The organism is Herbaspirillum sp. C7C2 (assembly GCF_022627865.1).
GTDB classification, from domain to species: domain Bacteria; phylum Pseudomonadota; class Gammaproteobacteria; order Burkholderiales; family Burkholderiaceae_D; genus Herbaspirillum; species Herbaspirillum frisingense.
On record NZ_JABXGI010000007.1, the window covers coordinates 165,288 to 185,566 of the forward strand.

General features: G+C 63.2%; 21 protein-coding genes and 1 tRNA gene. 14 read left to right on the top strand and 8 right to left on the bottom strand.

Going from position 1 to position 20,279, the window contains the following annotated elements; all coding sequences use genetic code 11:
- Nucleotides 1–40: 40 nt before the first annotated feature.
- The 6 genes from HWE04_RS12630 to HWE04_RS12655 all read left to right on the top strand — a co-directional run bounded on the left by HWE04_RS12630 (nucleotide 41) and on the right by HWE04_RS12655 (nucleotide 4,532).
- Complete coding sequence (locus HWE04_RS12630; protein WP_241812611.1) at nucleotides 41–610, top strand: GbsR/MarR family transcriptional regulator; 570 nt, start codon at nucleotides 41–43, stop codon at nucleotides 608–610.
- 5 nt (nucleotides 611–615) lie between these two features.
- Nucleotides 616–906: a hypothetical protein gene (locus tag HWE04_RS12635; protein ID WP_241812612.1), complete on the top strand. Its 291-nt coding sequence runs from the start codon at nucleotides 616–618 to the stop codon at nucleotides 904–906.
- Between the two features lie 6 nt (nucleotides 907–912).
- Nucleotides 913–2,535 carry a cytochrome ubiquinol oxidase subunit I gene (locus HWE04_RS12640; RefSeq protein WP_241812613.1) on the top strand — a complete coding sequence of 541 codons (1,623 nt, stop codon included), beginning with the start codon at nucleotides 913–915 and terminating at the stop codon, nucleotides 2,533–2,535.
- A 27-nt stretch (nucleotides 2,536–2,562) separates the two neighbouring features.
- Nucleotides 2,563–3,702 carry a cytochrome d ubiquinol oxidase subunit II gene (cydB, locus tag HWE04_RS12645; RefSeq protein ID WP_077238194.1) on the top strand — a complete coding sequence of 380 codons (1,140 nt, stop codon included), beginning with the start codon at nucleotides 2,563–2,565 and terminating at the stop codon, nucleotides 3,700–3,702.
- Between the two features lie 36 nt (nucleotides 3,703–3,738).
- Entirely contained in the window at nucleotides 3,739–3,909 is a 171-nt protein-coding gene (gene cydX, locus HWE04_RS12650; RefSeq protein ID WP_006464422.1) for a cytochrome bd-I oxidase subunit CydX, read from the top strand.
- A 62-nt stretch (nucleotides 3,910–3,971) separates the two neighbouring features.
- Nucleotides 3,972–4,532 (top strand): DUF2867 domain-containing protein, encoded by a 561-nt coding sequence (locus tag HWE04_RS12655; RefSeq protein ID WP_241812614.1) that lies wholly within the window; start codon nucleotides 3,972–3,974, stop codon nucleotides 4,530–4,532.
- Between the two features lie 98 nt (nucleotides 4,533–4,630).
- On the opposite strand, the gene HWE04_RS12660 is transcribed toward HWE04_RS12655, so the two are convergent.
- Nucleotides 4,631–5,065 carry an organic hydroperoxide resistance protein gene (locus HWE04_RS12660; protein ID WP_241812615.1) on the bottom strand — a complete coding sequence of 145 codons (435 nt, stop codon included), beginning with the start codon at nucleotides 5,063–5,065 and terminating at the stop codon, nucleotides 4,631–4,633.
- 241 nt (nucleotides 5,066–5,306) lie between these two features.
- Nucleotides 5,307–5,783 carry a MarR family winged helix-turn-helix transcriptional regulator gene (locus tag HWE04_RS12665; protein WP_241812616.1) on the bottom strand — a complete coding sequence of 159 codons (477 nt, stop codon included), beginning with the start codon at nucleotides 5,781–5,783 and terminating at the stop codon, nucleotides 5,307–5,309.
- A gap of 189 nt (nucleotides 5,784–5,972) precedes the next feature.
- On the opposite strand from HWE04_RS12665, the gene earP reads away from it, so the two are divergent.
- A complete protein-coding gene (gene earP / locus HWE04_RS12670; protein ID WP_241812617.1) occupies nucleotides 5,973–7,166 on the top strand; it encodes an elongation factor P maturation arginine rhamnosyltransferase EarP in 1,194 nt (397 codons plus the stop codon).
- Nucleotides 7,167–7,278: 112 nt separating this feature from the next.
- Nucleotides 7,279–7,854, top strand: coding sequence for an elongation factor P (locus tag HWE04_RS12675; protein WP_006464413.1), 576 nt, complete (start codon nucleotides 7,279–7,281; stop codon nucleotides 7,852–7,854).
- Between the two features lie 84 nt (nucleotides 7,855–7,938).
- On the opposite strand, the gene HWE04_RS12680 is transcribed toward HWE04_RS12675, so the two are convergent.
- Nucleotides 7,939–8,775: a FadR/GntR family transcriptional regulator gene (locus tag HWE04_RS12680; protein WP_077238191.1), complete on the bottom strand. Its 837-nt coding sequence runs from the start codon at nucleotides 8,773–8,775 to the stop codon at nucleotides 7,939–7,941.
- Nucleotides 8,776–8,948: 173 nt separating this feature from the next.
- On the opposite strand from HWE04_RS12680, the gene denD reads away from it, so the two are divergent.
- Nucleotides 8,949–9,923: a D-erythronate dehydrogenase gene (denD, locus tag HWE04_RS12685; RefSeq protein WP_241812618.1), complete on the top strand. Its 975-nt coding sequence runs from the start codon at nucleotides 8,949–8,951 to the stop codon at nucleotides 9,921–9,923.
- A 111-nt stretch (nucleotides 9,924–10,034) separates the two neighbouring features.
- Here the strand turns inward: denD and mmsB are convergent, their stop codons facing one another.
- The 3 genes from mmsB to HWE04_RS12700 all read right to left on the bottom strand — a co-directional run bounded on the left by mmsB (nucleotide 10,035) and on the right by HWE04_RS12700 (nucleotide 13,763).
- Entirely contained in the window at nucleotides 10,035–10,928 is an 894-nt protein-coding gene (gene mmsB / locus HWE04_RS12690; RefSeq protein ID WP_241812619.1) for a 3-hydroxyisobutyrate dehydrogenase, read from the bottom strand.
- 10 nt (nucleotides 10,929–10,938) lie between these two features.
- Nucleotides 10,939–12,447: a CoA-acylating methylmalonate-semialdehyde dehydrogenase gene (locus tag HWE04_RS12695; protein WP_077238188.1), complete on the bottom strand. Its 1,509-nt coding sequence runs from the start codon at nucleotides 12,445–12,447 to the stop codon at nucleotides 10,939–10,941.
- Between the two features lie 74 nt (nucleotides 12,448–12,521).
- Entirely contained in the window at nucleotides 12,522–13,763 is a 1,242-nt protein-coding gene (locus tag HWE04_RS12700) for an ABC transporter substrate-binding protein (protein WP_241812620.1), read from the bottom strand.
- 235 nt (nucleotides 13,764–13,998) lie between these two features.
- Here HWE04_RS12700 and HWE04_RS12705 point away from each other — a divergent pair, with 235 nt between their 5' ends.
- The 5 genes from HWE04_RS12705 to HWE04_RS12725 all read left to right on the top strand — a co-directional run bounded on the left by HWE04_RS12705 (nucleotide 13,999) and on the right by HWE04_RS12725 (nucleotide 18,850).
- Nucleotides 13,999–14,922, top strand: coding sequence for a LysR family transcriptional regulator (locus HWE04_RS12705; protein ID WP_006464405.1), 924 nt, complete (start codon nucleotides 13,999–14,001; stop codon nucleotides 14,920–14,922).
- A 78-nt stretch (nucleotides 14,923–15,000) separates the two neighbouring features.
- A complete protein-coding gene (locus HWE04_RS12710; RefSeq protein ID WP_241812621.1) occupies nucleotides 15,001–15,582 on the top strand; it encodes a DJ-1/PfpI family protein in 582 nt (193 codons plus the stop codon).
- 499 nt (nucleotides 15,583–16,081) lie between these two features.
- On the top strand, nucleotides 16,082–17,764 hold the full coding sequence (locus HWE04_RS12715) for a methyl-accepting chemotaxis protein (RefSeq protein WP_241812622.1): 1,683 nt from the start codon (nucleotides 16,082–16,084) through the stop codon (nucleotides 17,762–17,764).
- Nucleotides 17,765–17,885: 121 nt separating this feature from the next.
- Nucleotides 17,886–18,473, top strand: coding sequence for an RNA polymerase sigma factor (locus HWE04_RS12720; protein WP_241812623.1), 588 nt, complete (start codon nucleotides 17,886–17,888; stop codon nucleotides 18,471–18,473).
- The gene (locus HWE04_RS12725) at nucleotides 18,473–18,850 is read left to right on the top strand and encodes a hypothetical protein (RefSeq protein ID WP_241812624.1); all 378 of its coding nucleotides are present in this window, start codon (nucleotides 18,473–18,475) and stop codon (nucleotides 18,848–18,850) included. The genes HWE04_RS12720 and HWE04_RS12725 overlap by 1 nt, the downstream gene beginning before the upstream one ends.
- Nucleotides 18,851–18,873: 23 nt before the next feature.
- On the opposite strand, the gene HWE04_RS12730 is transcribed toward HWE04_RS12725, so the two are convergent.
- Complete coding sequence (locus HWE04_RS12730; protein ID WP_241812625.1) at nucleotides 18,874–19,668, bottom strand: enoyl-CoA hydratase-related protein; 795 nt, start codon at nucleotides 19,666–19,668, stop codon at nucleotides 18,874–18,876.
- A gap of 535 nt (nucleotides 19,669–20,203) precedes the next feature.
- Nucleotides 20,204–20,279: transfer RNA gene (locus HWE04_RS12735), tRNA-Glu, on the bottom strand.

Here is a 20,279-nt window from a genome sequence, read left to right on the forward strand (position 1 = left end):
TTAAATTTCAGTAATTACTGAAATTTCGATATATACGAACATGGAAAACAACGTACTCAGCCCGCTCATGCAGCGCTTCATCAGCCATTTCGGCGAAATGGGCAGCCGCTGGGGCATCAATCGCACGGTCGGCCAGATCTACGCCCTGCTCTACATCTGCGGGCGGGCACTCAATGCCGACGAGATTGCCGAGTACCTCAGTTTTTCGCGCTCCAACGTCAGCATGGGACTCAAGGAGTTGCAGTCCTGGCGCCTGGTGAAGTTGCTGCACAAGCCGGGCGACCGGCGTGAATACTTCGAACCGCCCGGCGATATCTGGGACATCTTCAAGGTGCTGCTGGAAGAACGCCGCCGCCGCGAGATCGAACCCACCCTGTCCATGCTGCGCGACGCCCTGCTGGAGCCGCCCGGCGGACGCGACGACAAGGACGTCCAGAAGCGCATGCGCGAGATGTATGAACTGATCGAACTGTCCAGTTCCTGGTTCGACGACGTCCAGCGCCTGTCGCCCGAAACACTGGTATCGCTGATGAAGATGGGTTCCAAGGTCAAGAAGCTGCTTGATGTACGCGACAAGTTCCGCGTCGGCGGCGCCAACGAGAAGGACTAAGCATCATGCAAGTCACGCAAACACCCCGCAAATGGCAATGGCCACGCCTGACCCAGCTGCCGCTGGGCGTCGAGATCACCCTCCTGCTGATCATCAAGATCGGCCTGATCACGGTCCTGGCCAAGACCTTCTTCGCCCATCCCGAAGCCAAGCACATGCGCATGCCGCTGCAAAGCGTGGAGCAGCGCATGCTGGCGCCGTCGCCGGCCGCCACGCCGGGCGCTCTCCCCATTCCCGCCAGTTCCTCAAGTTCAGTCAATTCCGCATTACCTGAAGCCACAAAACAACCGGAGTAACCCAACATGGTCCCCATCGATGAAGTCGTCTCGCTGTCACGGCTGCAATTTGCCGTCACGGCGCTCTATCACTTCCTGTTCGTTCCCCTCACGCTAGGCCTGTCCTGGATCCTGGTCATCATGGAGTCGGTCTACGTCATGACCGGCAACCAGATCTACAAGGACATGACCCGCTTCTGGGGCAAGCTGTTCGGCATCAACTTCGCCATGGGCGTGGCCACCGGCATCACCCTGGAATTCCAGTTCGGTACCAACTGGTCCTACTATTCGCACTACGTCGGTGACATCTTCGGCACGCCACTGGCCATCGAAGGGTTGATGGCCTTCTTCCTCGAATCGACCTTCGTCGGCCTGTTCTTCTTCGGCTGGGACAAGCTCTCCCGCAAGCAGCACCTGATCGTCACCGTGCTGGTGGCGCTGGGCTCGAACCTGTCGGCGCTGTGGATCCTGATCGCCAACGGCTGGATGAACAATCCGGTAGGCGCGGAATTCAACTTCGAGACCATGCGCATGGAACTGGTCAGCATGACCGAGGTGATCTTCAACCCGGTGGCGCAGGTCAAGTTCGTGCACACCGTGGCCGCCGGTTACGTGACGGCATCGATGTTCGTGCTGGGCGTCTCCGCCTGGTACTTGCTCAAGGCCCGCGACACCGCCTTCGCGCTGCGCTCCTTTGCGGTGGCTGCAGGCTTCGGCCTGGCCGCCACGCTCTCGGTGATCGTGCTGGGGGATGAATCGGGCTACACCGCCGGTGAAGTCAACAAGGTCAAGCTGGCCGCCATCGAGGCCGAGTGGGACACCCACCCCGCCCCGGCCGGCCTGACCCTGTTCGGCCTGCCCAATGACAAGGAAGAACGCACCGACTACGCCGTCAAGATTCCCTACGTGCTGGGCCTGATCGCAACCCGCTCGGCCGATACCCAGGTGCTGGGCATCAAGGACCTCAAGAAGGAACACGAAGCCCGTATCCGCAACGGCATGCTGGCCTATGCCGCGCTGACCCGGCTGAAATCCGGCGACAAGTCGCCCGAAGCCCGCGCCGAGTTCGACAAGCTCAAGAAGGACCTGGGCTACGGCCTGCTGTTGAAGAAGTACACCAACAACGTGGTCGATGCCACGCCGGAGCAGATCAGCATGGCTGTGAACGACACCATCCCCAAGGTCGCGCCGCTGTTCTGGGCCTTCCGCGGCATGGTGGCGCTGGGCTTCCTGTTCCTGTTCATCTTCGCCGCCTCGTTCTGGTTCCTGGCCAAGAAGCAGCTGGCTCCGCAACGCTGGCTGCTGCGCCTGGCCGTGATCTCGATCCCGCTGCCCTGGATCGCCGCCGAACTGGGCTGGATCGTAGCCGAATACGGCCGCCAGCCCTGGACCATTGCCGGCATCCTGCCGACCCACCTGTCGGCCTCCTCGCTGCAGCCGGGCAGCCTCTACTTCAGCCTGGCCGGCTTCATCCTGTTCTATACCTTCCTGCTGGTGGTGGAGATGATCCTGATGGTGAAGTATGCCCGCCTCGGCCCCAGCAGCCTGCATACCGGCCAATATCACTGGGAAACCAAGGGCCGCGAAAACGGCCCCGACGATGTCCTGCCGCCGCCCCTGAATCCGTCGGCCAATGCCGGCAGCCACTAAGCCACCAGAAGAAATGAGGAAAGCAGAATGATCTTCGATTACGAAACACTCAAGCTGATCTGGTGGGCCTTCGTCGGCGTACTCATCATCGGCTTTGCGCTCACCGACGGCTTCGACTTCGGCGTGGGCATGATGTTGCCCTTTGCCGGCCGCACCGATACCGAACGGCGCATCCTGATCAACTCCATCGGCCCCACCTGGGAAGGCAACCAGACCTGGTTCATCACCGCCGGCGGCGCCACCTTCGCCGCCTGGCCGCTGGTGTATGCCACCGCCTTCTCGGGCTTCTACATCGCCCTGATGGTGTTACTGTTCTCGCTGTTCTTCCGCCCGGTCGGTTTCGACTACCGCAGCAAGGTGGCCGATCCGCGCTGGCGCAACGCCTGGGACTGGGGCCTGTTCATCGGTGGTTTCGTGCCGCCCCTGATCTGCGGCGTGGCCTTCGGCAACCTGCTGCTGGGTGTGCCCTTCCACTATGACGACACCATGCGGGTCGAATACACCGGCAGCTTCTTTGCCCTGTTGAACCCCTTCGGCCTGCTGGCTGGCCTGTTGTCGGTGGCCATGCTGCTGATGCATGGCGCCGCCTTCGCCTTCGTCAAGACCGATGCCGTGGTGGCCGAACGTTCGCGCAAGACCATCATGGGCGCCGCCCTGGCGACGGTCCTGCTGTTCGTGGCCGGCGGCTTCTGGGTAGCCCAGATGCCGGGTTATCGCATCACCTCCATGCCCGACGCCAACAGCGCCTTCACACCCCTGGCCAAGACCGTGGAAGTGGTCGCCGGAGCCTGGTTCGACAACTACGCCAAGTGGCCCGCGACCAAACTGTTCCCGGCGCTGGGCGTGGCCGGTGCGGTGCTGGCAGCGCTGTTGGCCATGGTGCGCAGTGCCCGCCTGGCCTTCATCGCCAGCGGCCTGTCAGTGACCGGCATCATCCTCACGGCCGGCATGTCGCTGTTCCCCTTCATCATGCCTTCCTCGCTGGATGCCAAGAGCAGCCTGACCCTGTGGGATTCGGTCTCCAGCCACAAGACCCTGGGCCTGATGTTCTGGATGGTGCTGATCTTCCTGCCGCTGATCATTCTCTACACCGGCTGGGTGTATCGCGTGGTCAAGGGCAAGGTCACGGCCAAGGACATTCACGACAACGAACATACGGCGTATTGATTACGCGCAATCGCAATCTGGAACAAGGAGAACATCATGTGGTATTTCGCCTGGATACTCGGCATCGGCCTGGCGCTGGCCTTCGGCATCATCAATGTCATGTGGCTGGAAGCCAACTACGCCTTCGGGCGCCGCAAGGCTGAGGAAACCCACGAGCGCTTCGCCAGCGCCCGCGCGGCGGAAAAGCAGCGGCGCAACGGCAAGTAGGCTCGGAGGAGCAAGCCGGTAGCCCTGCTACCGGCTTTTTTTCAACCCGCTTCGAGGTCATCATGCCTGCATCGCACTTCCAGCACACCGAAGAGATCGCTCCTGCCCCGCGCCACTGGGCCCTGCTGCCCGGCGCCGGTTTCGCCGACAGCTTCCGCATCCGGCTTACGCCGCAACTGGCACAGTTGAACACCACCGAGATCACCGCCAGGATGATGGCCGCGCAACCGGCCTGGATCAGCGCCCTGCTGACGCTGCGCGACCGACTGGTGGCACCGCTGGGCTTGAAGCGCGCGTCGGACAACGGCGCACCGGCGGGTTTCCCGCTGTTGATGGCCGAGCCACGCCGGGTGGTGATGGGGCTCGATGACAGCCACCTCGACTTCCGCCTCTGTGTGGAAAAGTCATCCGGCCATGCTGTGGAGGCGACCAGTGATGCCAATGAGGTCGGCAATGTCGGCGATATCGACGATGTCGGCGACCAGTGGCTGACCGTCACCACCGTCGTGCGCACCAAGCGCTGGCTGGGCGAGTTTTATCTGGCCGCAATCATGCCCTTCCACCGTTGCGTGGCCCGCACCCTGCTGCAAGGGTTGCTGCGGGCACCTGGTCGTGCAGACTGACCGGCAAGCCGCAAACGACAATCGCCGCTGGGACCGAAGTCGCAGCGGCGATTTTTTCATCCGCGCTTCCCGTAAAGGGAAGCGCTTGCATCAACGGATCAGACCAGGTTCAGGGTCACGTTGATGTTGTCGCGGGTGGCGTTGGAGTACGGGCAGACTTGGTGAGCCTTGTTCACCAGGTCTTGCGCCACGGCCTTGTCCACGCCCGGCAGCGAGATGTTGAGCTCGGCTTCGATGCCGAAGCCGCCCGGGATCTGGCCGATGCCGACCTTGCCGGTGATGCTGGCGTCAGCCGGCAGGGCAACCTTGGCCTGGCCGGCGACGAACTTCAGCGCGCCCAGGAAGCAAGCCGAATAACCGGCGGCAAACAGTTGTTCCGGGTTGGTGCCGCTACCGCCGGCGCCGCCCAGTTCCTTGGGGGTCGACAGCTTGACGTCCAGGACGCCGTCGGAGGACTTGGCAGAACCTTCACGGCCGCCGGTAGCGGTAGCGGTGGCGGTGTACAGGGCTTTTTCGATCTTGTTGGAGGGCATGGTCTTTCCTTTCAATGTTCAGGTTAAAACCCTAGCGGGTTCCGTTTGAGGGCATGGCGTCGAAAGATTCGCTTTCGATCACCATCGACTTGCTAAATCGTCTTGCTACTTCAGCGACTTCTGCTACTGCGTGATACGTGTATGACGTGTGATGCTTTCGTTTTGCTGCCTGCTGCGATAATGCTATAAATAATTCACTATATTATTGCGCACAATATAAAAGCCAGTGTAACAGGTGCGATCACTGCTCTTCGGCGCCATACAAACCCTTGCGGACTTCCTTCAGTTCCACCACAAGCTGCCTGACCTGATCCAGCGAGGGCAACATGCAGCTCATCTGCAGCGGCACGGCCTTGGCTTTTTCGCGCAGGGAGCGGCCGGCATCGCTCAGGCTCACCACCACCCTGCGCTCGTCACCGGCGTCGCGGTTACGATGCAACAAACCCATCGTTTCCATGCGCTTGAGCAGCGGGGTGAGCGTACCAGAATCCAGGAACAGGCGGCTGCCCAGCTCCGATACGGTCACCTGATCCTTTTCCCACAAGACCATCATCACCAGGTATTGCGGGTAGGTGATGTCCAGCGGCGCCAGGATCTTCTTGTAGGCCTTGGTCATTGCCAACGACGCAGAGTACATCGCGAAACAGAGCTGGTTGTCGAGAAGCAGGGCTTCGTCGATCAAGGCATCCGGTAGCGTCGTTGTGTGCGTCTTGTCCATGGATCGAATATTAAACAGCTCAAAATTAAATTGCAAGCGATTTAATTTGAAATATCTTGAATCTGTTGCTCAAGGCCGTACAACTACTGTGCAACTGCCGTGCAACTTCCGTCTCCACAAATGGGTATCATGCAGCCCTGCTGCTGTTTATCTGCTTACCGCCTATCTCTCCGTTCCCTGACCCGCCCTATGCCTGCCGCCCGCAATCCCCTGCACTCCCTGGACCTGTTCTGCAAGGTCGTCGATAACTATGGGGATATCGGCATCTGCTGGCGGCTGGCGCGGCAACTGGCGCATGAACATGGCCTGGCGGTGCGCCTGTGGGTCGATGATCTGGTCAGCTTCCGCCGCATCTGGCCGGAAGTGCAGACCGATGCCGCCACCCAGGAGCTGGCCGGCGTGACCGTGCAGCACTGGCGCGGGCAGGATGGCCATTATGGGCCAGCCGACGTGGCTGATATCGTCATCGAGTTCTTCGGCTGCGAGATCCCGCCTGGCTACGTAGAGGCCATGGCACAGCGTCCGGTCAAGCCGGTCTGGTTCAACCTGGAAGGCTTGTCGGCCGAAACCTGGGTCGAGGGGTGCCACACCCTCCCCTCCCCGCATCGTTCGCTGAAGCTGACCAAATATTTCTTCTTCCCCGGCTTCAACCAGCGTACCGGCGGCCTCACGGTCGAGGCCGGACTGGAAGCGCAACGGCAGGCTTTCCTGGCCAGCAACGCAGGTCCCGCCCTGCTGGCGCGCCTGGGCGTGACAGCCCAGGAGGCGCAAGCCTGCAAGGTCTCGCTGTTCTGCTATGACTACGCGCCCATCCGCGAACTGTTTGCAAGCTGGCAAGATTCACCGGCGCCGGTCACTTGCCTCGTCCCCGAAGGCGTGGGTCGCGCCGTGGTCGAGGATTTCCTGGCTGCCCCCATGATTCCTGGCGCAGGCGCCACGCGCGGCGCCCTGAGCGTGCGGGTGCTGCCCTTCGTGGCCCAGACCGACTACGATCGCCTGCTGTGGAGCTGTGACCTCAATTTTGTCCGGGGTGAAGATTCCTTCGTACGCGCCCAGTGGGCCGGCAAGCCCTTCATCTGGAATATCTATCACCAGGACAAGAACCTTCACCACACCAAGCTCAACGCCTTCCTGAAGATCTACCACCCTGCCACGGCTGCCGTTGCCGACCTGAACCGGGCCTGGAACGGCGCCTATCCCGGCGAACTCGACTGGCACGCCAACTGGCGCACGCTGCAGACCGAGCTGCCGGTCGTGACCGAGGCTGCAGGGCAGTGGCTGCAGGAGATGTTGGCAAATGGCGACTGGATGGACAATTTGCTCCGCTTCGCCCGTCAGCTGGTCGAGCAAGAGTGGAACAGCGCTGAAAATGGGTTAAAATAGCGGGCTACAGTTTTAACGCAGTTTGGCATTCAATCGTACGTGGGCTTGCGGTGAAGTTTTACCAGTGGGCTACTGACAGTTTGAAAAAACCTACTTTTCACGACACATCGCTATGAAATTTGCAAAAGAAATCCGCGTCGGCAACATCATTATGGTCGACAGCAAGCCCATGATCGTCCTGCGCTCGGACGTCAACGGTTCTTCCCGTACCGGCTTCACCTACAAGTGGAAGATGAAGAACCTGCTGACCAACAGCCCCCAGGAAAGCGTCTTCCGTGGCGACGACAAGTTCGACGTCGTGGTGCTGGACAAGAAGCCGGTGACCTACTCGTACTTCGCTGACCCGCTGTACGTCTTCATGGACGAAGAGTACAACCAGTACGAAATCGAAGGCGAGAACATGGGCGACGCCATCGGCTACCTGAAGGACGGCATGCAGTGCGAAGCCGTGTTCTATGACGGCAAGGCCATCTCGGTCGAAATGCCCACCACCATCGTGCGCAAGGTTGCCTACTCGGAACCGGCCGTCAAGGGCAACACCTCGGGCAACGTCCTGAAGGAAGCCAAGATCGAAAACGCCATCGAAGCCAACCAGATCGTCGTGATGGTGCCGCTGTTCGTGAGCCAGGATGACGACATCGAAATCGACACCCGCACCAACGAATACAAGAAGGTCGTGCGCGGCTGATCCTTGCCGATGCCAATAAAAAACGCTGCCTTGTGCAGCGTTTTTTTATGCCCTTTCAGCCGCCATCCCGGCGGTCTTCCGCAGTCAATTCCCGCTCTTCACCCGCGCCAGGTCGCGTGCCGCCGCCTGTCCTTCGGCACTGGCCCAGAACGCCTTGTCCGCAGCCTGGATGCGCTTGGCCGAATTTTCCATATGCAGCAAGGCCGCCGTGCGCGCCGCGTCGGCATCGCCCGCGCTGATGGCCGCAGCCAGCGCCGCATGCTCGGCGCGCACCTGTTGCACGAACTCGCTGCTGCGCGCCTCGTTCATCCGTGCCACGCGGATCGCGGCATGCAGGAACTGGCTCAGGAACTGCACCAGCGAGGTATAGAGCGGATTATGTGAAGCATTGGAAATGGCCGCATGGAAGGCAAAGTCTTCCTGCACGCCATCGCGGCCAGCTGCGGCAGCGGCATCGATGGCCTGCAAGGCCAGCTGGATGGCCTGGTTCTGCGCCTTGCTGCGGCGCTGCGCGGCCAGCGCCGCCATCTCACCCTCGACCCCACGCCGCAACTCGATCACCCGCAGCACGGCCTGGATGGAATCGCGGCCATCATCCCCGCCCAGATCGAGCCGGAACGGCGTGGTCTGGGTCACCGGCAACACGACCGTCCCGCTGCCCCGCCGCGAACCGACCAGGCCTTCTGACTTCAGCCGCGAAATCGCCTCGCGGATCACGGTGCGGCTCACCGCAAAGCGTTCGGTCAGCTCCATCTCCGAAGGCAGGCGCGCATCGGGTGCAAACTCGCCGCCCCGGATCTGCTGCGCCAGCACGCTAGTGACATGGTCAGCCAGCGTGGTCTTGCCGCGCACGTTCGCCGCCATCGTTGCGAGGGCCGATCCCTGCGGCCTGGAGGAGGAGGATGTCTTCATGGCGCGCATGATACCGCGCCATCTTTGGCTTTTGCGACTTCTTTCAAACGCGCGCAAAGTTGTATTACAACTTTGCTATAATCGCTGTCGAACAACGGGCAGATAGCCCAGATACTGCAACCATGCGCCTGATGTCAGGTCCCCCGACCCAGACCAGCGACCACAGACCACGAGGAGAACACATGCATATCGTCATCACCGGCGGCGCCGGCTTCCTGGGCAGCCGACTGGCACGCCAGCTGCTGCAGCGCGGCACCCTTACCGGCCGCGACGGCCAGCAGCAGGAGATCAAGCGCATCACCCTGCTGGACGTGGTGCCGGCCCAGGGCTTCAATGATCCGCGCATCGAAGCGGTCACCGGCGACATCGCCGACACCGCCGTGATCGAGCGCGTCATCACCGCCGAGACGCAATCCATCTTCCACCTGGCCGCCATCGTCAGCGGCCACGCCGAGGCCGACTTCGACCTGGGCATGAAGATCAACTTCGACGCCACCCGCGTCATCCTGGAACGTGCCCGCGCCGTCGGCAGCAAGCCGCGCGTGGTGTTCACCAGCTCGGTGGCGGTGTTCGGTGGCGAACTGCCGGCCGTGGTGCCGGACAACACCCTGCTGATGCCGCAAAGTTCCTACGGTGCGCAAAAGGTGATGGGCGAACTGCTGGTGCAGGATTATTCACGCAAGGGTTTCATCGACGGTCGCGCCCTGCGCATGCCCACCATCTCGGTGCGCCCGGGCGCACCCAACAAGGCGGCCTCCAGCTTTGCCTCCGGCATCATCCGCGAACCGCTCAACGGCCAGCCCTCGGTCTGCCCGGTCACGCCGGACACCCGCATGTGGCTGATGTCGCCGCGCCAGGCCATCGCCAACCTGATCCACGGCCATGAAATCAATGGCGCCGACCTGGGCCTGGCACGCTTCCTGTCCATCGACGGCCTGTGCGTCACCGTCAAGGACATGGTCGATGCCCTGGAACAGGTGGCCGGTGCGGACGTGGTCAAGCTGATCGAATGGAAGGAAGATGAAGCCATCAAGCGCATCGTCAACTCCTGGCCCGGCCAGTTCGAAGCCAAGCGCGCCAAGGCCCTGGGCTTCACCGCAGATGCCAGCTTCGCCGACATCATCCGCGCCCATATCGAGGATGAAGTAAAGAAGTGAGGAAATGAGCAGCAAGTGAAGTGACTAGCTGCTGCTCTCCACGCAGCAACATGAAGAAAGGGACGACCAGCAACAGGTCGTCCCTTTTCGTTTGCAGCCTCTCCGGGTGGCTTACTGCGCCTTGCCCAGCATGTTGAAGATGCTGGAGAAGTCCAGCTTGCCGGCGCCATTCATGCTGTGGATGTCGTACAGATTGCGGGCCGCCGCCCCCAGCGGGATGGCGCAGTTGGTCGCCAGCGCGTTTTCCACGGCCAGGCCCAGGTCCTTCAGCATCAGGTCCACACCGAAGCCGCCGGCATAGCCCTTGGAGGCCGGCGCAGTATCCATCACTCCGGGGCAAGGGTTATAGACTTCCAGCGTCCAGTTGCGCCCGGAGCTCTTGGACATAATCTCCGAGAGCACCTTGGGGTCCATGCCATTGGCAATGCCCAGGCGGATGGCTTCCGAGGTCCCGATCATCAGGATGCCCAGCAGCATGTTGTTGCAGACCTTGACGGTCTGGCCGCTGCCGCTCTCGCCGGCATGGTAGATGGCCTTTCCCATCTTCTGCAGATAGGGCTGGGCCGCCTCGAAGGCTTGCTGGCTGCCGCCCACCATGAAGGTCAGGGTGCCGGCGGTAGCGCCATTGGTGCCACCGGAGACCGGCGCATCCAGCATCTCGAAACCACGCTCCCTGGCCGCTGCGGCCACCTTGCGTGCCGCTTCCGGCGCGATGGTGGAGCAGTCGATCAGCAGGGTGCCGGGCTTGGCCGAGGCCAGCATACCAGCCTCGCCCAGGTAGAGCGACTCCACGTGCCGGCTGGCCGGCAGCATGGTGATGACCACGTCGGCCTTGGCCACCGCCGCCATGGAATCGGCTTCGGTCTTGCCGCCGGTCTCGACCAGCTTGTCCACGCTGGCCTTGACCAGGTCATGACCGCTGACCGAGAAGCCGGCCTTGACCAGGTTCTGCGCCATCGGCAACCCCATGTTGCCCAGGCCGATGAAGACGATGTTGGCGCTCATGCTGCTCTCCTCACTTCAGGGTGATGGTGGTGTTGACCTGGCCAGCCTCTTCATCGGGCGCATACCAGCGCGCGGTGACGGTCTTGGTCTGGGTCCAGAAGGTGACTGCCTGCTTGCCGTTGGGACCGAGGTCGCCCAGCTTGGAAGCACGCGAACCGGTGAAGCTGAAGTAGGCCACCGGCACCGGGATGGGCACGTTGATGCCGACCTGGCCGACGTCGATCTCGTTCTGGAACTTGCGCGCCGCATAACCGGAGCTGGTGAAGATGGAGGTGCCGTTGCCGTTCGGATTGGCGTTGATGAAGGCAATCGCCTCGTCCAGCGTCTCAAGTTCCACGATGCACATGGCCGGGCCAAAGATTTCCTGGGTGTAGATATCCATCTCGGGCTTGACGCCGGTGAAGACGGTGGGGCCGACGAAGTTGCCCTTCTCGTTGCCGGCCACGGTGCAATTGCGGCCATCCAGCAGCAGCTTGGCACCCTGCTCCACACCGCTGGCGATCAGGCGCTCCACGCGTTGCTTGGCTGCCTGCGACACCAGCGGGCCGACATCAGCCTTGCGGTCGGTGCCCGGGCCGACCTTCATGGCCTTGGAGCGTTCGACGATCTCGGGAATCCACTCGCGGGTCTGACCCACCAGCACCACGACCGAGTTGGCCATGCAGCGCTGGCCGGCCGCACCGAAGGCCGCACCCAGCAGGTTGTTGATGGCCTGGTCCTTGGGCGCATCGGGCAGCACGATGCAGTGGTTCTTGGCGCCCATCATGCACTGGGCGCGCTTGCCGGCTTCGCTGGCGCGACGGTAGATATGGGTGCCGACATGGGTGGAACCGATGAAAGAGACCGCCTTGATATCCGGATGGTCACAGATCATGTTGGCCACGTCCGGGCCGCCATGCACCACGTTGAGCACGCCCGGCGGCAGGCCGGCCTGGTTGGCCAGTTCGACCAGGAACAGCGACGAGGTGGGGTCCTGTTCGGAGGGCTTCAACACGAAGGTATTGCCGCAGGCCACGGCGATGGGGAACATGAAGCAAGGCAGCATCACCGGGAAGTTGAAGGCGGTGATGCCGGCCCCCACGCCCAGCGGCTGGTACAGGGTGTAGACGTCCACCCCGCCGGCCACGTTCTCGGCCAGTTCGCCCAGTTGCAGGGACGTGATCGAGCAGGCGTGCTCCACCACTTCCAGGCCGCGCATGACTTCGCCTTCGGCGTCCGGCAGGGTCTTGCCGTGTTCACGGGTGATCAGTTCGGCCAGCGGGGCGATGTTCTCGCGCAGCAGTTGCTGGAACTTGAGCATGATGCGCATGCGCTGCGCCAGCGAGGTATTGCGCCAGGTCTTGAAGGTTTCCTTGGCGTTGGCGACGGCGCGATCGACTTCTTCCTTGGTGGCGAAGGGCACGCGGGCCACCACTTCCTGGGTGGCCGGGTTCAGCACGTCGCGCCACTCCTTGGAGGTGGACTGCACCTTTTCACCGTTGAGGTAGAGGGGAACGTTGGGGATATTGGCTTGGCTCATTGCAGTTTCCAGTGTGAAGAGGTGATGAGAGGTAGGGAGAGCACGGCCGGGAGCAGCGCTCCCGGCTTGACCGATTACTGCTTGACCAGCGGGCAGGCCGCATCCATCGGACGGAAGGCCTGCTGCGCCGGGATCACCGACAGCAGTTTCAGGTAATCCCAGGCGCCCTTGGATTCGGCCGGGGTCTTGACCTGGTACAGGTACATGTCGTGGATCACGCGGCCATCGGGACGGATGGAGGCATTGCGCATGACGGCGTCGGAGATCGGAATCTCGCGCATCTTCTGCGAAACCACCTTCCAGTCGGAGGTCTTGGCGGCAGCACGCGCCTTCAGGAACTGATAGACGCTGGAATAGACACCCGCCTGCACCATGGTCGGCTTGATGTTCTTGAACTGCGATTCGAAGCGCTTGGAAAAGGCGCGCGTCTGATCGTCGTAATCCCAGTAGAACCCATCGGTATAGACCAGCCCCTGTGCCGCCTCCAGACCCAGCGCATGCACATCCGACAGGAACACCAGCAGCGCCACCAGACGCTGGTCCTTGCCGCCGATGGCGAACGAGCGCGCCTGCTTGATGGCGTTGACCACGTCGGTGCCACCATCGGCCAGGCCGATCACCTGTGCCTTGGACGCCTGCGCCTGCAGCAGGAAGGACGAGAAGTCCGAGGCGTTCAGCGGGTGGCGCACCGAACCCACCACCGTGCCGCCATTGGCCTTGACCACGTCGGAGGCATCCTTCTCCAGCGAATGACCGAAGGCATAGTCCACCGTCACGAAGTACCAGGACTTGTTGCCCAGCTTGGTCAGCGCCGCCGCTGCACCGGCGGCCTGGGAGTAGGTGTCGAACATCCAGTGGAAGCCGTTGGGCGCACATTCGGCGGTGGTCAGCGCACCGGTGGCCGGGCCGCTGTACATGGCGATGCCGCCCTTGTCCTTGATCAGCTTCTGCACAGCCAGCGCGACCGAGGAATTGGTCAGGTCGGCAATGGCCTCGACCTTGTCGCGATCCAGCCATTCGCGGGCACGGGTCACGCCCACGTCGGGCTTGTTCTGGTTGTCAGCCGAGAGCACCTCGATCTTCATGCCCTTGCATTCGTTCTTGAGGCAATCCTCCACCGCCATCTTGGCCGCCACCACCGAGCCCTGGCCGCCCATGGCCGAATACGGGCCGGACATGTCGGTCAGCACACCGATCTTGACCGTGTTGGCATCCTGCGCCATGGCATTGGTGACGGGCGCCACGCTGGCCACCAGCGAAACGGTACAGGCCACCGCAGCGGCCGAGAGGGAACGGCCGAAAGCGTTCTTGCGCATCTTGTCTCCTTGATCTTGTGATTGTTGTCGGCCCGCCCGGTGGGTATCGATGCGCTCGATATCCCGATGCCGGACCTTGCCGTGATCCTCCTGCCGCCTGGCGACCTCTGCACCACTTGGGTGCCATTGCGGCCCCGCTATTCTGCATGTGCGTATTTATCGATACAATAACCACAAAGACAAAACGCTTTTGCATCAATGCAAATCCAAGATCAGGAAAAGCCATGGAGACGAGATGCTGGACTGGGACAATCTGAGGGTCTTCCTCGAACTCACGCGCAGCCAGGGGCTGGTGGATGCGGCCAAGAAATTGGGCATCGACCACTCCACCGTCTCGCGCCGGATGAAGCGCTTCGAGGAACAGGTCGGCAGCCAGCTGTTCGACCGCAACAACCACGGCTACAAGCTGACCGCCGACGGCTATCGGCTGGTGCAATACGCCGAACAGGTGGAAAGTACCCTCTACGCTGCCACCGAGGAACTGGGCGGCCACAACAGCAAGCTCTCCGGCCAGGTCCGCCTGGGTGCCACCGAAGGTTTCGGCACCTACGTCCTGGCGCCGCACATTGCCCACTTCTGCGCCCGCAATCCGCATATCACGGTGGACATGCTGCCCATGCCGCGCTTCGTGAACCTGTCCAAGCACGAGGCCGACATCAGCGTCTCCATCGAGCGTCCCTTGTCGGGTAATTACGTGGTCACAAAACTGTCCGACTATGTCCTGAAGCTTTATGCTTCACGTGAGTACCTGGCCCAGCACCCGACCATTCACACCGTGTCTGATCTGGCGCAACATAACTTCATCGGTTACATCGATGATCTGGTCTTCAGTGAAGAATTGCGCTACAAGGATACGGTGGCGCCGGACGCCTTCCGCGCCTTCCGCAGCACCAGCGTGGTGGCGCAGTACACGGCGGCCTGCGCCGGGCGCGCGCTGGCGATCCTGCCCTGCTTCCTGGCCCAGCAGTCCGAGCAACTGGTGCCGGTGCTGCCCGACGAGATCGCCATCACGCGCACCTTCTGGCTGGTGGCCTCCAGCGAGCAGCGGCATGTGGCGCGGGTCTCGGCGCTGTGGAGTTATCTGCGCGAATGCGTGGAGCTCAACCGCGACTTCCTGATGGGCCAGTCGCGGCAGATGCGCTGGCTGGACTCGCCGTAGATCGACAAGACATCCGTTCCAACCCGGCCGCTGCGCGCCCTCCCCGCGCCCGGCGGTCCTTCCCCCAAGGAGATGATGATGGCTGCAAAGAAGATCCTGCTGTTGACCGGTGATTTCGCCGAAGACTACGAAACCATGGTGCCCTTCCAGGCGCTGCAGATGGTGGGCCACACCGTACACGCGGTCTGCCCCGGCAAGAAGGCCGGCGACAAGATCAAGACCGCCATCCACGACTTCGAAGGCGACCAGACCTATACCGAGAAACCCGGCCACCAGTTCGCCCTCAACGCCAGCTTCGACGAGGTCAGCGCGGCCGGCTACGACGCCCTGGTGGTGGCCGGTGGCCGTGCCCCGGAATATCTGCGCCTGAACCCCAAGGTGATCGAACTGGTGCAGGCCTTCGCCAAGGCCGACAAGCCCATCGCCGCCGTCTGCCACGGCCCGCAGGTGCTGGCTGCCGCCGGCGTGCTGGAAGGCAAGAAGGTCTCGGCCTACCCGGCCTGCGCACCCGAGGTGAAACTGGCCGGTGGCCAGTTCGCCGACATCGCCGTGGATGCCGCCGTCACGGATGGCAAGCTGGTCACCGCCCCGGCCTGGCCCGCCCATCCGGCCTGGCTCGCGCAATTCCTGCAGGTACTGGGGACGCGTATCGAACTCTGAAGACAGCTGTAGCCGTGACGAAAGCGCATCCCGCGGGCTGCGCTTTTTTCATGTCCAACGAAAGATCATTCGCATTTCCATATGAGCAATTGTGAGGAAGAAGATCGGTGATGAACAAGGCTTCATTCCACAGGGAAAGATTGCCAGAATGAATTTTGCTCACGTTTTGACATATCGCAATCAGTCCCAGGCGGTGGGTGTCGCGTTCGCGTTATAAAGCTAGCCTTTCTCGTTGCACGGCGTGCAACCGGAAACGCGTCTGCAAGTTCGGCAGGCGACACCCACGCAGCTGGAGAACAAATCAGATGATCGTCGTGCACATCCTGGACGGCTGACCCGGCCACCCACCAGGCGCGTCCCTGCCTGATCCGACCCGACGGATCGCCGAAGCACCGGACCACTCATTCCCATTCACACCCACGCCGTCCACAGGCCCATCCGGCCCGCGGACCGGGCATCGTTTTGCCATTGCCATCGCCATTGCCATCGTCTTACGCCTATGAAGATCAACGACTTGCCCCAGGACCTGGTCCCTCGTGTCGACCAAGGTGCCTCCCCATCCCTCGGTCCGTCCCACGATCTGCCCCACCACCGCATCAGCCAGGCCAAGCCGCCCGTCCTGCTCCATCCAAAGGCCGGCCTCATCGGCACGGCGGCCGATGACGAGGCCGGGTACCCCTTCCCGGCCCAGGCCACGCTCATGTCCAGTACCGACACCAGCAGCGTGCTGACCTATGCCAACTCCAGCTTCGTCGACATCAGCGGCTTTTCCCGCGACCAGCTGATCGGCCAGCCACACAATATCGTTCGCCATCCTGACATGCCGCGTGAAGCTTTCGCCGACATGTGGGCCACCCTGCGGCAGGGGCAGGCCTGGACCGCCGTGGTCAAGAACCGCCGCGCCGACGGCCATCATTACTGGGTCCGCGCCAACGTCGCGCCGATCCGCCGGGGCGGCCAGATCCGCGGCTTCCTGTCGGTGCGCACCCGCCCCTCGACTGCCGAAATCAGCGCGGCGGCGGCACTCTATCGCCGCTTCCGCGAGGGCCGCGCCCAGGGGCTGCACTTCTGTCAGGGCCTGGTGGTCCGCCGGGGATTATGGTCGTGGACGCGGCTGGGCCAGCTCATGCCGGTACGCTGGCGCCTCCGGCTGGCCCTGGGCGCTGTTGCCGTGACGGCAATCGGGGCCCAGGCCCTGCTGAATGCACCGCTGCTGCCCCTGGCGGTGAGCCTGCTGCCCGCACTGGGCGCGGCCGGCTGGTGGCTGGAACGACGCCTGGCTGCGCCGCTGGCGCTGGTGCTGCAACAGGCCAAGGCGGTCGCCTGCGGCCAGCCGGCCCAGACCCAGGGCCTGGACCGCATCGACGAGATCGGACAACTGCTGCGCGCGGTCAACCAGGCCGGGCTGAACCTGCGCGCCCTGATCGACGACGTTTCCGCCCAGCTCGCCGGACTCGATCAAGCCAATCACCAGATCGCCGACGACAACGCCGACCTGCGCCAGCGCACCGCCGCCACCCATGCCCATCTGCAGCAGACCGCCGCGGCGGCCGAGCAGATGTCGGTGGCAGTGCGGCATAGCGCCGATACGGCTCAGGCCGCCCATGCCCAGGCGCAACAGACCAGCGAGGCAGCCGCGCAGGGGCGCGAGATCGTGATGCAGGTGGTGCAGACCATGCACGAAATCGCCCAGTCCTCGACCCAGATCGGTGAGATCAATGGCCTCATCGACAGCATCGCCTTCCAGACCAACATCCTGGCCCTGAACGCGGCCGTCGAAGCCGCCCGCGCCGGTGAGGCCGGACGCGGCTTTGCCGTGGTGGCGGCCGAAGTGCGCACCCTGGCCCAGCGCAGCGCCAACGCCGCGCGCGAGATCAAGGCCCTGATCAGCCAGAGCGTGGCCAAGAGCCAGGCCGGCGCCACCCGCGCCGAACAGGCAGGCGCCGCCATCGATGGTATCGTCAGCGAGGTGGATGGCATGCGCAGCCTGATCGGCGATATCTCCAGCAGCGCGATCGAACAAAGCCAGGGTGTGGCCCAGGTCAGCGAATCGGCCCTGATGCTGGACCGCATGACCCAGCAGAACGCCGACATGGTCGAGCACTCCGCCGCCGCCGTGGCCGCCATGCAGGAACGCATGGCCACCTTGCGCCAGGCGATCAAGGTGTTCGAGCACGACTGACGCCCCTCCCCGCCCCCTCTGCGGCACTCCCCCGGGCTGGCGGCGGAACCGCTAGAATCGCGGTTCCGCTGCGTTTTTCGCCGAGAACACAATATCGGCGGCGCTGGCCCGTCTTCAGGGCATGCAGCCCACTTCCCTACTCTCCCCGATGAGCGACCAGGACCGCGAGATCACCGCCACCGTCATGCGCGAGCGCAGCCGGCTGGGCGGCTTCATCCGCCGCCGGGTGGCCGACGCGGGCGAAGCCGAAGACATCCTGCAGGAAGTGTTCTACGAGTTCGTCCAGGCCTACCGCCTGCCGGAGCCTATCGAACAGGTCAGCGCCTGGCTGTTCCGGGTGGCACGCAACCGCATCATCGACCGCTTCCGCAAGAAGAAGGAAGAACCGCTGCCCGAGTCCCGCGATGCCGAGGACATCGACGGCGCCGACCAGGCCTGGCGACTGGACCTGCTGCTGCCGGCCAGCGAAGACGGACCGGAGGCGGCCTATGCCCGCGCCGCCCTGATCACTGCCCTGCAGGAAGCGCTGGAGGAATTGCCCGAGGCGCAGCGCGAGGTCTTCATCGCGCACGAACTCGATGGCAAGAGTTTCAAGGAAATGGCTGCCGACAGTGGCACCAGCCTCAATACCCTGCTGGCGCGCAAGCGCTACGCCGTCCTGCACCTGCGCGAACGCCTGCAGGCGGTCTATGACGAATTGGAGATGTAATGGAACACATGGAAGACAAGCAAACCGATCAAGGACCGGATCACCGCCCCCGGCGTCACCGTGGCGGTCGTGGCTGGTGGCTGGGCAAGCTGGCGCTCTGCGTGCTGATCCTGCCGCTGCTGGGCGGGGTGGTGATGCTGCTCTGGAACTGGGTGATGCCGCCGATTTTCCCGGGGGTCAACCCGATCGGCTTCTGGCGCGCGCTGGGCCTGCTGGCCTTGTGCCGGATACTGTTCGGTGGTTTCCGGGGCCGCCACGGCGGCTGGCAGGAGAAGCGCCGCTTCATGCGCGCACGCTGGGAAGCCATGACACCCGAAGAACGTGAACGCTGCGGACGTCGCGGCCGCATGTTCTGCCGTGGTCGCGACGAACGCTGAGCCCGGCCGTAAAGGGCGAACGACTAGCGATTACCAGCGACCCACGAAGGCGTCCCCTTCTCCAGGAAGGCCCGCAAACCCTCCCGTCCCTCGTCCGATGCGCGCAGGTCGGCGATGACCCCGGCGGTGTATTCCGACAGCGCCGGCGTGACCTGCAGGGGATTGGCCACCTGCACCAGTTGCTTGGCCGCGCGCATGGCCTGCGGCCCGTTGGCCAGCAAGGTATCGATCAATTGCAGCACCTTGCCGTCGAGCTCGGAGGCCAGCGTCACTTCGTGGACCAGGCCGATGGCAGCGGCGCGCACGGCGGAAAAACGCTCGCCCGAGACGAAGAAGCGCCTGGCCTGTGACACCCCCATCTTGGCGATCACATAGGGGCTGATGGCCGCTGGCGCCAGGCCCAGCTTGACCTCCGAGAGCGCGAAGAAGGCCGCTTCCGACGCCATCACGATATCGCAGCACGACACCAGCCCCACGCCCCCGCCCATGACCGCGCCCTGCACCTTGGCCAGGGTCGGCGCCGGGAAGCCGTTGAGGGTTTCCATCAACAGCGCCAGTTTGCGGGCGTCGCGCAGGTTGTCCTCGCGCGAAGCATCGGCCATGCGCCGCATCCAGGCCAGGTCGGCACCGGCCGAGAAGGATTTGCCGGTCGAGCTCAGCAACAGCAGTCGGGTGCGTGGATCATCGCGGGCCTGGGTGATCAGGTCGATCAGCAGCGCGATCAACTGGTCGTCGAAGGCGTTGTGCACGTCCGGCCGGTTCAGCGTGAGCGTGGCCAGGCCACGGGAATCGATGTCGAGATGGGCTGCGCTGCTCATGGGGGCTCCTGTGATCTGTCTGACCTTGCATTGGTGACGAAGGTCAGGGTGCGGGGAGGATAGCGCAAAAAAGGGGGAGTGAATGTTATGGCGGAGACAAATGCGCGCGGGCGGGGCTGGGGGGGTGGCGCGGGCTTCAGTTGACTGGGTTGGCCTGGATTGCTTTCGGTACGCGTTCAGTCGTCGGCTAACGCTCGCTGCGCGACCGAGGGATTGGCCCACGTGCCGCGGGCCCGGTTTCGCTTGCAAGCGAAACCCTTCGAATCCCCCCGCGATGTGCTCAAGCACATCGCTAGGTGCCGCCAAACAAAAAAGCCCGCTTGCGCGGGCTTCAGTTGACTGGGTTGGCCTGGAATGCTTTCGGTGCGCGTTCAGTCGTCGGCTAACGCTCGCTGCGCGAGCGAGGGATTCGCCCACGTGCCGCGGGCCCGGTTTCGCTTGCAAGCGAAACCCTTCGAATCCCCCCCGCGATGTGCTCAAGCACATCGCTAGGTGCCGCCAAACAAAAAAGCCCGCTTGCGCGGGCTTTTTTATCTGGCGTCCCCTGGGGGATTCGAACCCCCGTACTCACCGTGAAAGGGTGATGTCCTAGGCCTCTAGACGAAGGGGAC

Excerpts from the sequence above, each read along its gene's own strand:
- denD (WP_241812618.1), top strand. The coding sequence starts at position 8,949 with ATGCATATCGTCATCACCGGCGGCGCCGGCTTCCTGGGCAGCCGACTG.
- earP (WP_241812617.1), top strand. The coding sequence starts at position 5,973 with ATGCCTGCCGCCCGCAATCCCCTGCACTCCCTGGACCTGTTCTGCAAG.
- mmsB (WP_241812619.1), bottom strand. The coding sequence starts at position 10,928 with ATGAGCGCCAACATCGTCTTCATCGGCCTGGGCAACATGGGGTTGCCG.
- HWE04_RS12725 (WP_241812624.1), top strand. The coding sequence starts at position 18,473 with ATGGAACACATGGAAGACAAGCAAACCGATCAAGGACCGGATCACCGC.
- HWE04_RS12665 (WP_241812616.1), bottom strand. The coding sequence starts at position 5,783 with ATGGACAAGACGCACACAACGACGCTACCGGATGCCTTGATCGACGAA.
- HWE04_RS12710 (WP_241812621.1), top strand. The coding sequence starts at position 15,001 with ATGGCTGCAAAGAAGATCCTGCTGTTGACCGGTGATTTCGCCGAAGAC.
- HWE04_RS12655 (WP_241812614.1), top strand. The coding sequence starts at position 3,972 with ATGCCTGCATCGCACTTCCAGCACACCGAAGAGATCGCTCCTGCCCCG.
- HWE04_RS12635 (WP_241812612.1), top strand. The coding sequence starts at position 616 with ATGCAAGTCACGCAAACACCCCGCAAATGGCAATGGCCACGCCTGACC.
- HWE04_RS12700 (WP_241812620.1), bottom strand. The coding sequence starts at position 13,763 with ATGCGCAAGAACGCTTTCGGCCGTTCCCTCTCGGCCGCTGCGGTGGCC.
- HWE04_RS12630 (WP_241812611.1), top strand. The coding sequence starts at position 41 with ATGGAAAACAACGTACTCAGCCCGCTCATGCAGCGCTTCATCAGCCAT.
- HWE04_RS12715 (WP_241812622.1), top strand. The coding sequence starts at position 16,082 with ATGAAGATCAACGACTTGCCCCAGGACCTGGTCCCTCGTGTCGACCAA.
- HWE04_RS12720 (WP_241812623.1), top strand. The coding sequence starts at position 17,886 with ATGCAGCCCACTTCCCTACTCTCCCCGATGAGCGACCAGGACCGCGAG.
- HWE04_RS12705 (WP_006464405.1), top strand. The coding sequence starts at position 13,999 with ATGCTGGACTGGGACAATCTGAGGGTCTTCCTCGAACTCACGCGCAGC.
- HWE04_RS12640 (WP_241812613.1), top strand. The coding sequence starts at position 913 with ATGGTCCCCATCGATGAAGTCGTCTCGCTGTCACGGCTGCAATTTGCC.
- HWE04_RS12660 (WP_241812615.1), bottom strand. The coding sequence starts at position 5,065 with ATGCCCTCCAACAAGATCGAAAAAGCCCTGTACACCGCCACCGCTACC.
- cydB (WP_077238194.1), top strand. The coding sequence starts at position 2,563 with ATGATCTTCGATTACGAAACACTCAAGCTGATCTGGTGGGCCTTCGTC.
- cydX (WP_006464422.1), top strand. The coding sequence starts at position 3,739 with ATGTGGTATTTCGCCTGGATACTCGGCATCGGCCTGGCGCTGGCCTTC.
- HWE04_RS12730 (WP_241812625.1), bottom strand. The coding sequence starts at position 19,668 with ATGAGCAGCGCAGCCCATCTCGACATCGATTCCCGTGGCCTGGCCACG.
- HWE04_RS12680 (WP_077238191.1), bottom strand. The coding sequence starts at position 8,775 with ATGCGCGCCATGAAGACATCCTCCTCCTCCAGGCCGCAGGGATCGGCC.
- HWE04_RS12675 (WP_006464413.1), top strand. The coding sequence starts at position 7,279 with ATGAAATTTGCAAAAGAAATCCGCGTCGGCAACATCATTATGGTCGAC.
- HWE04_RS12695 (WP_077238188.1), bottom strand. The coding sequence starts at position 12,447 with ATGAGCCAAGCCAATATCCCCAACGTTCCCCTCTACCTCAACGGTGAA.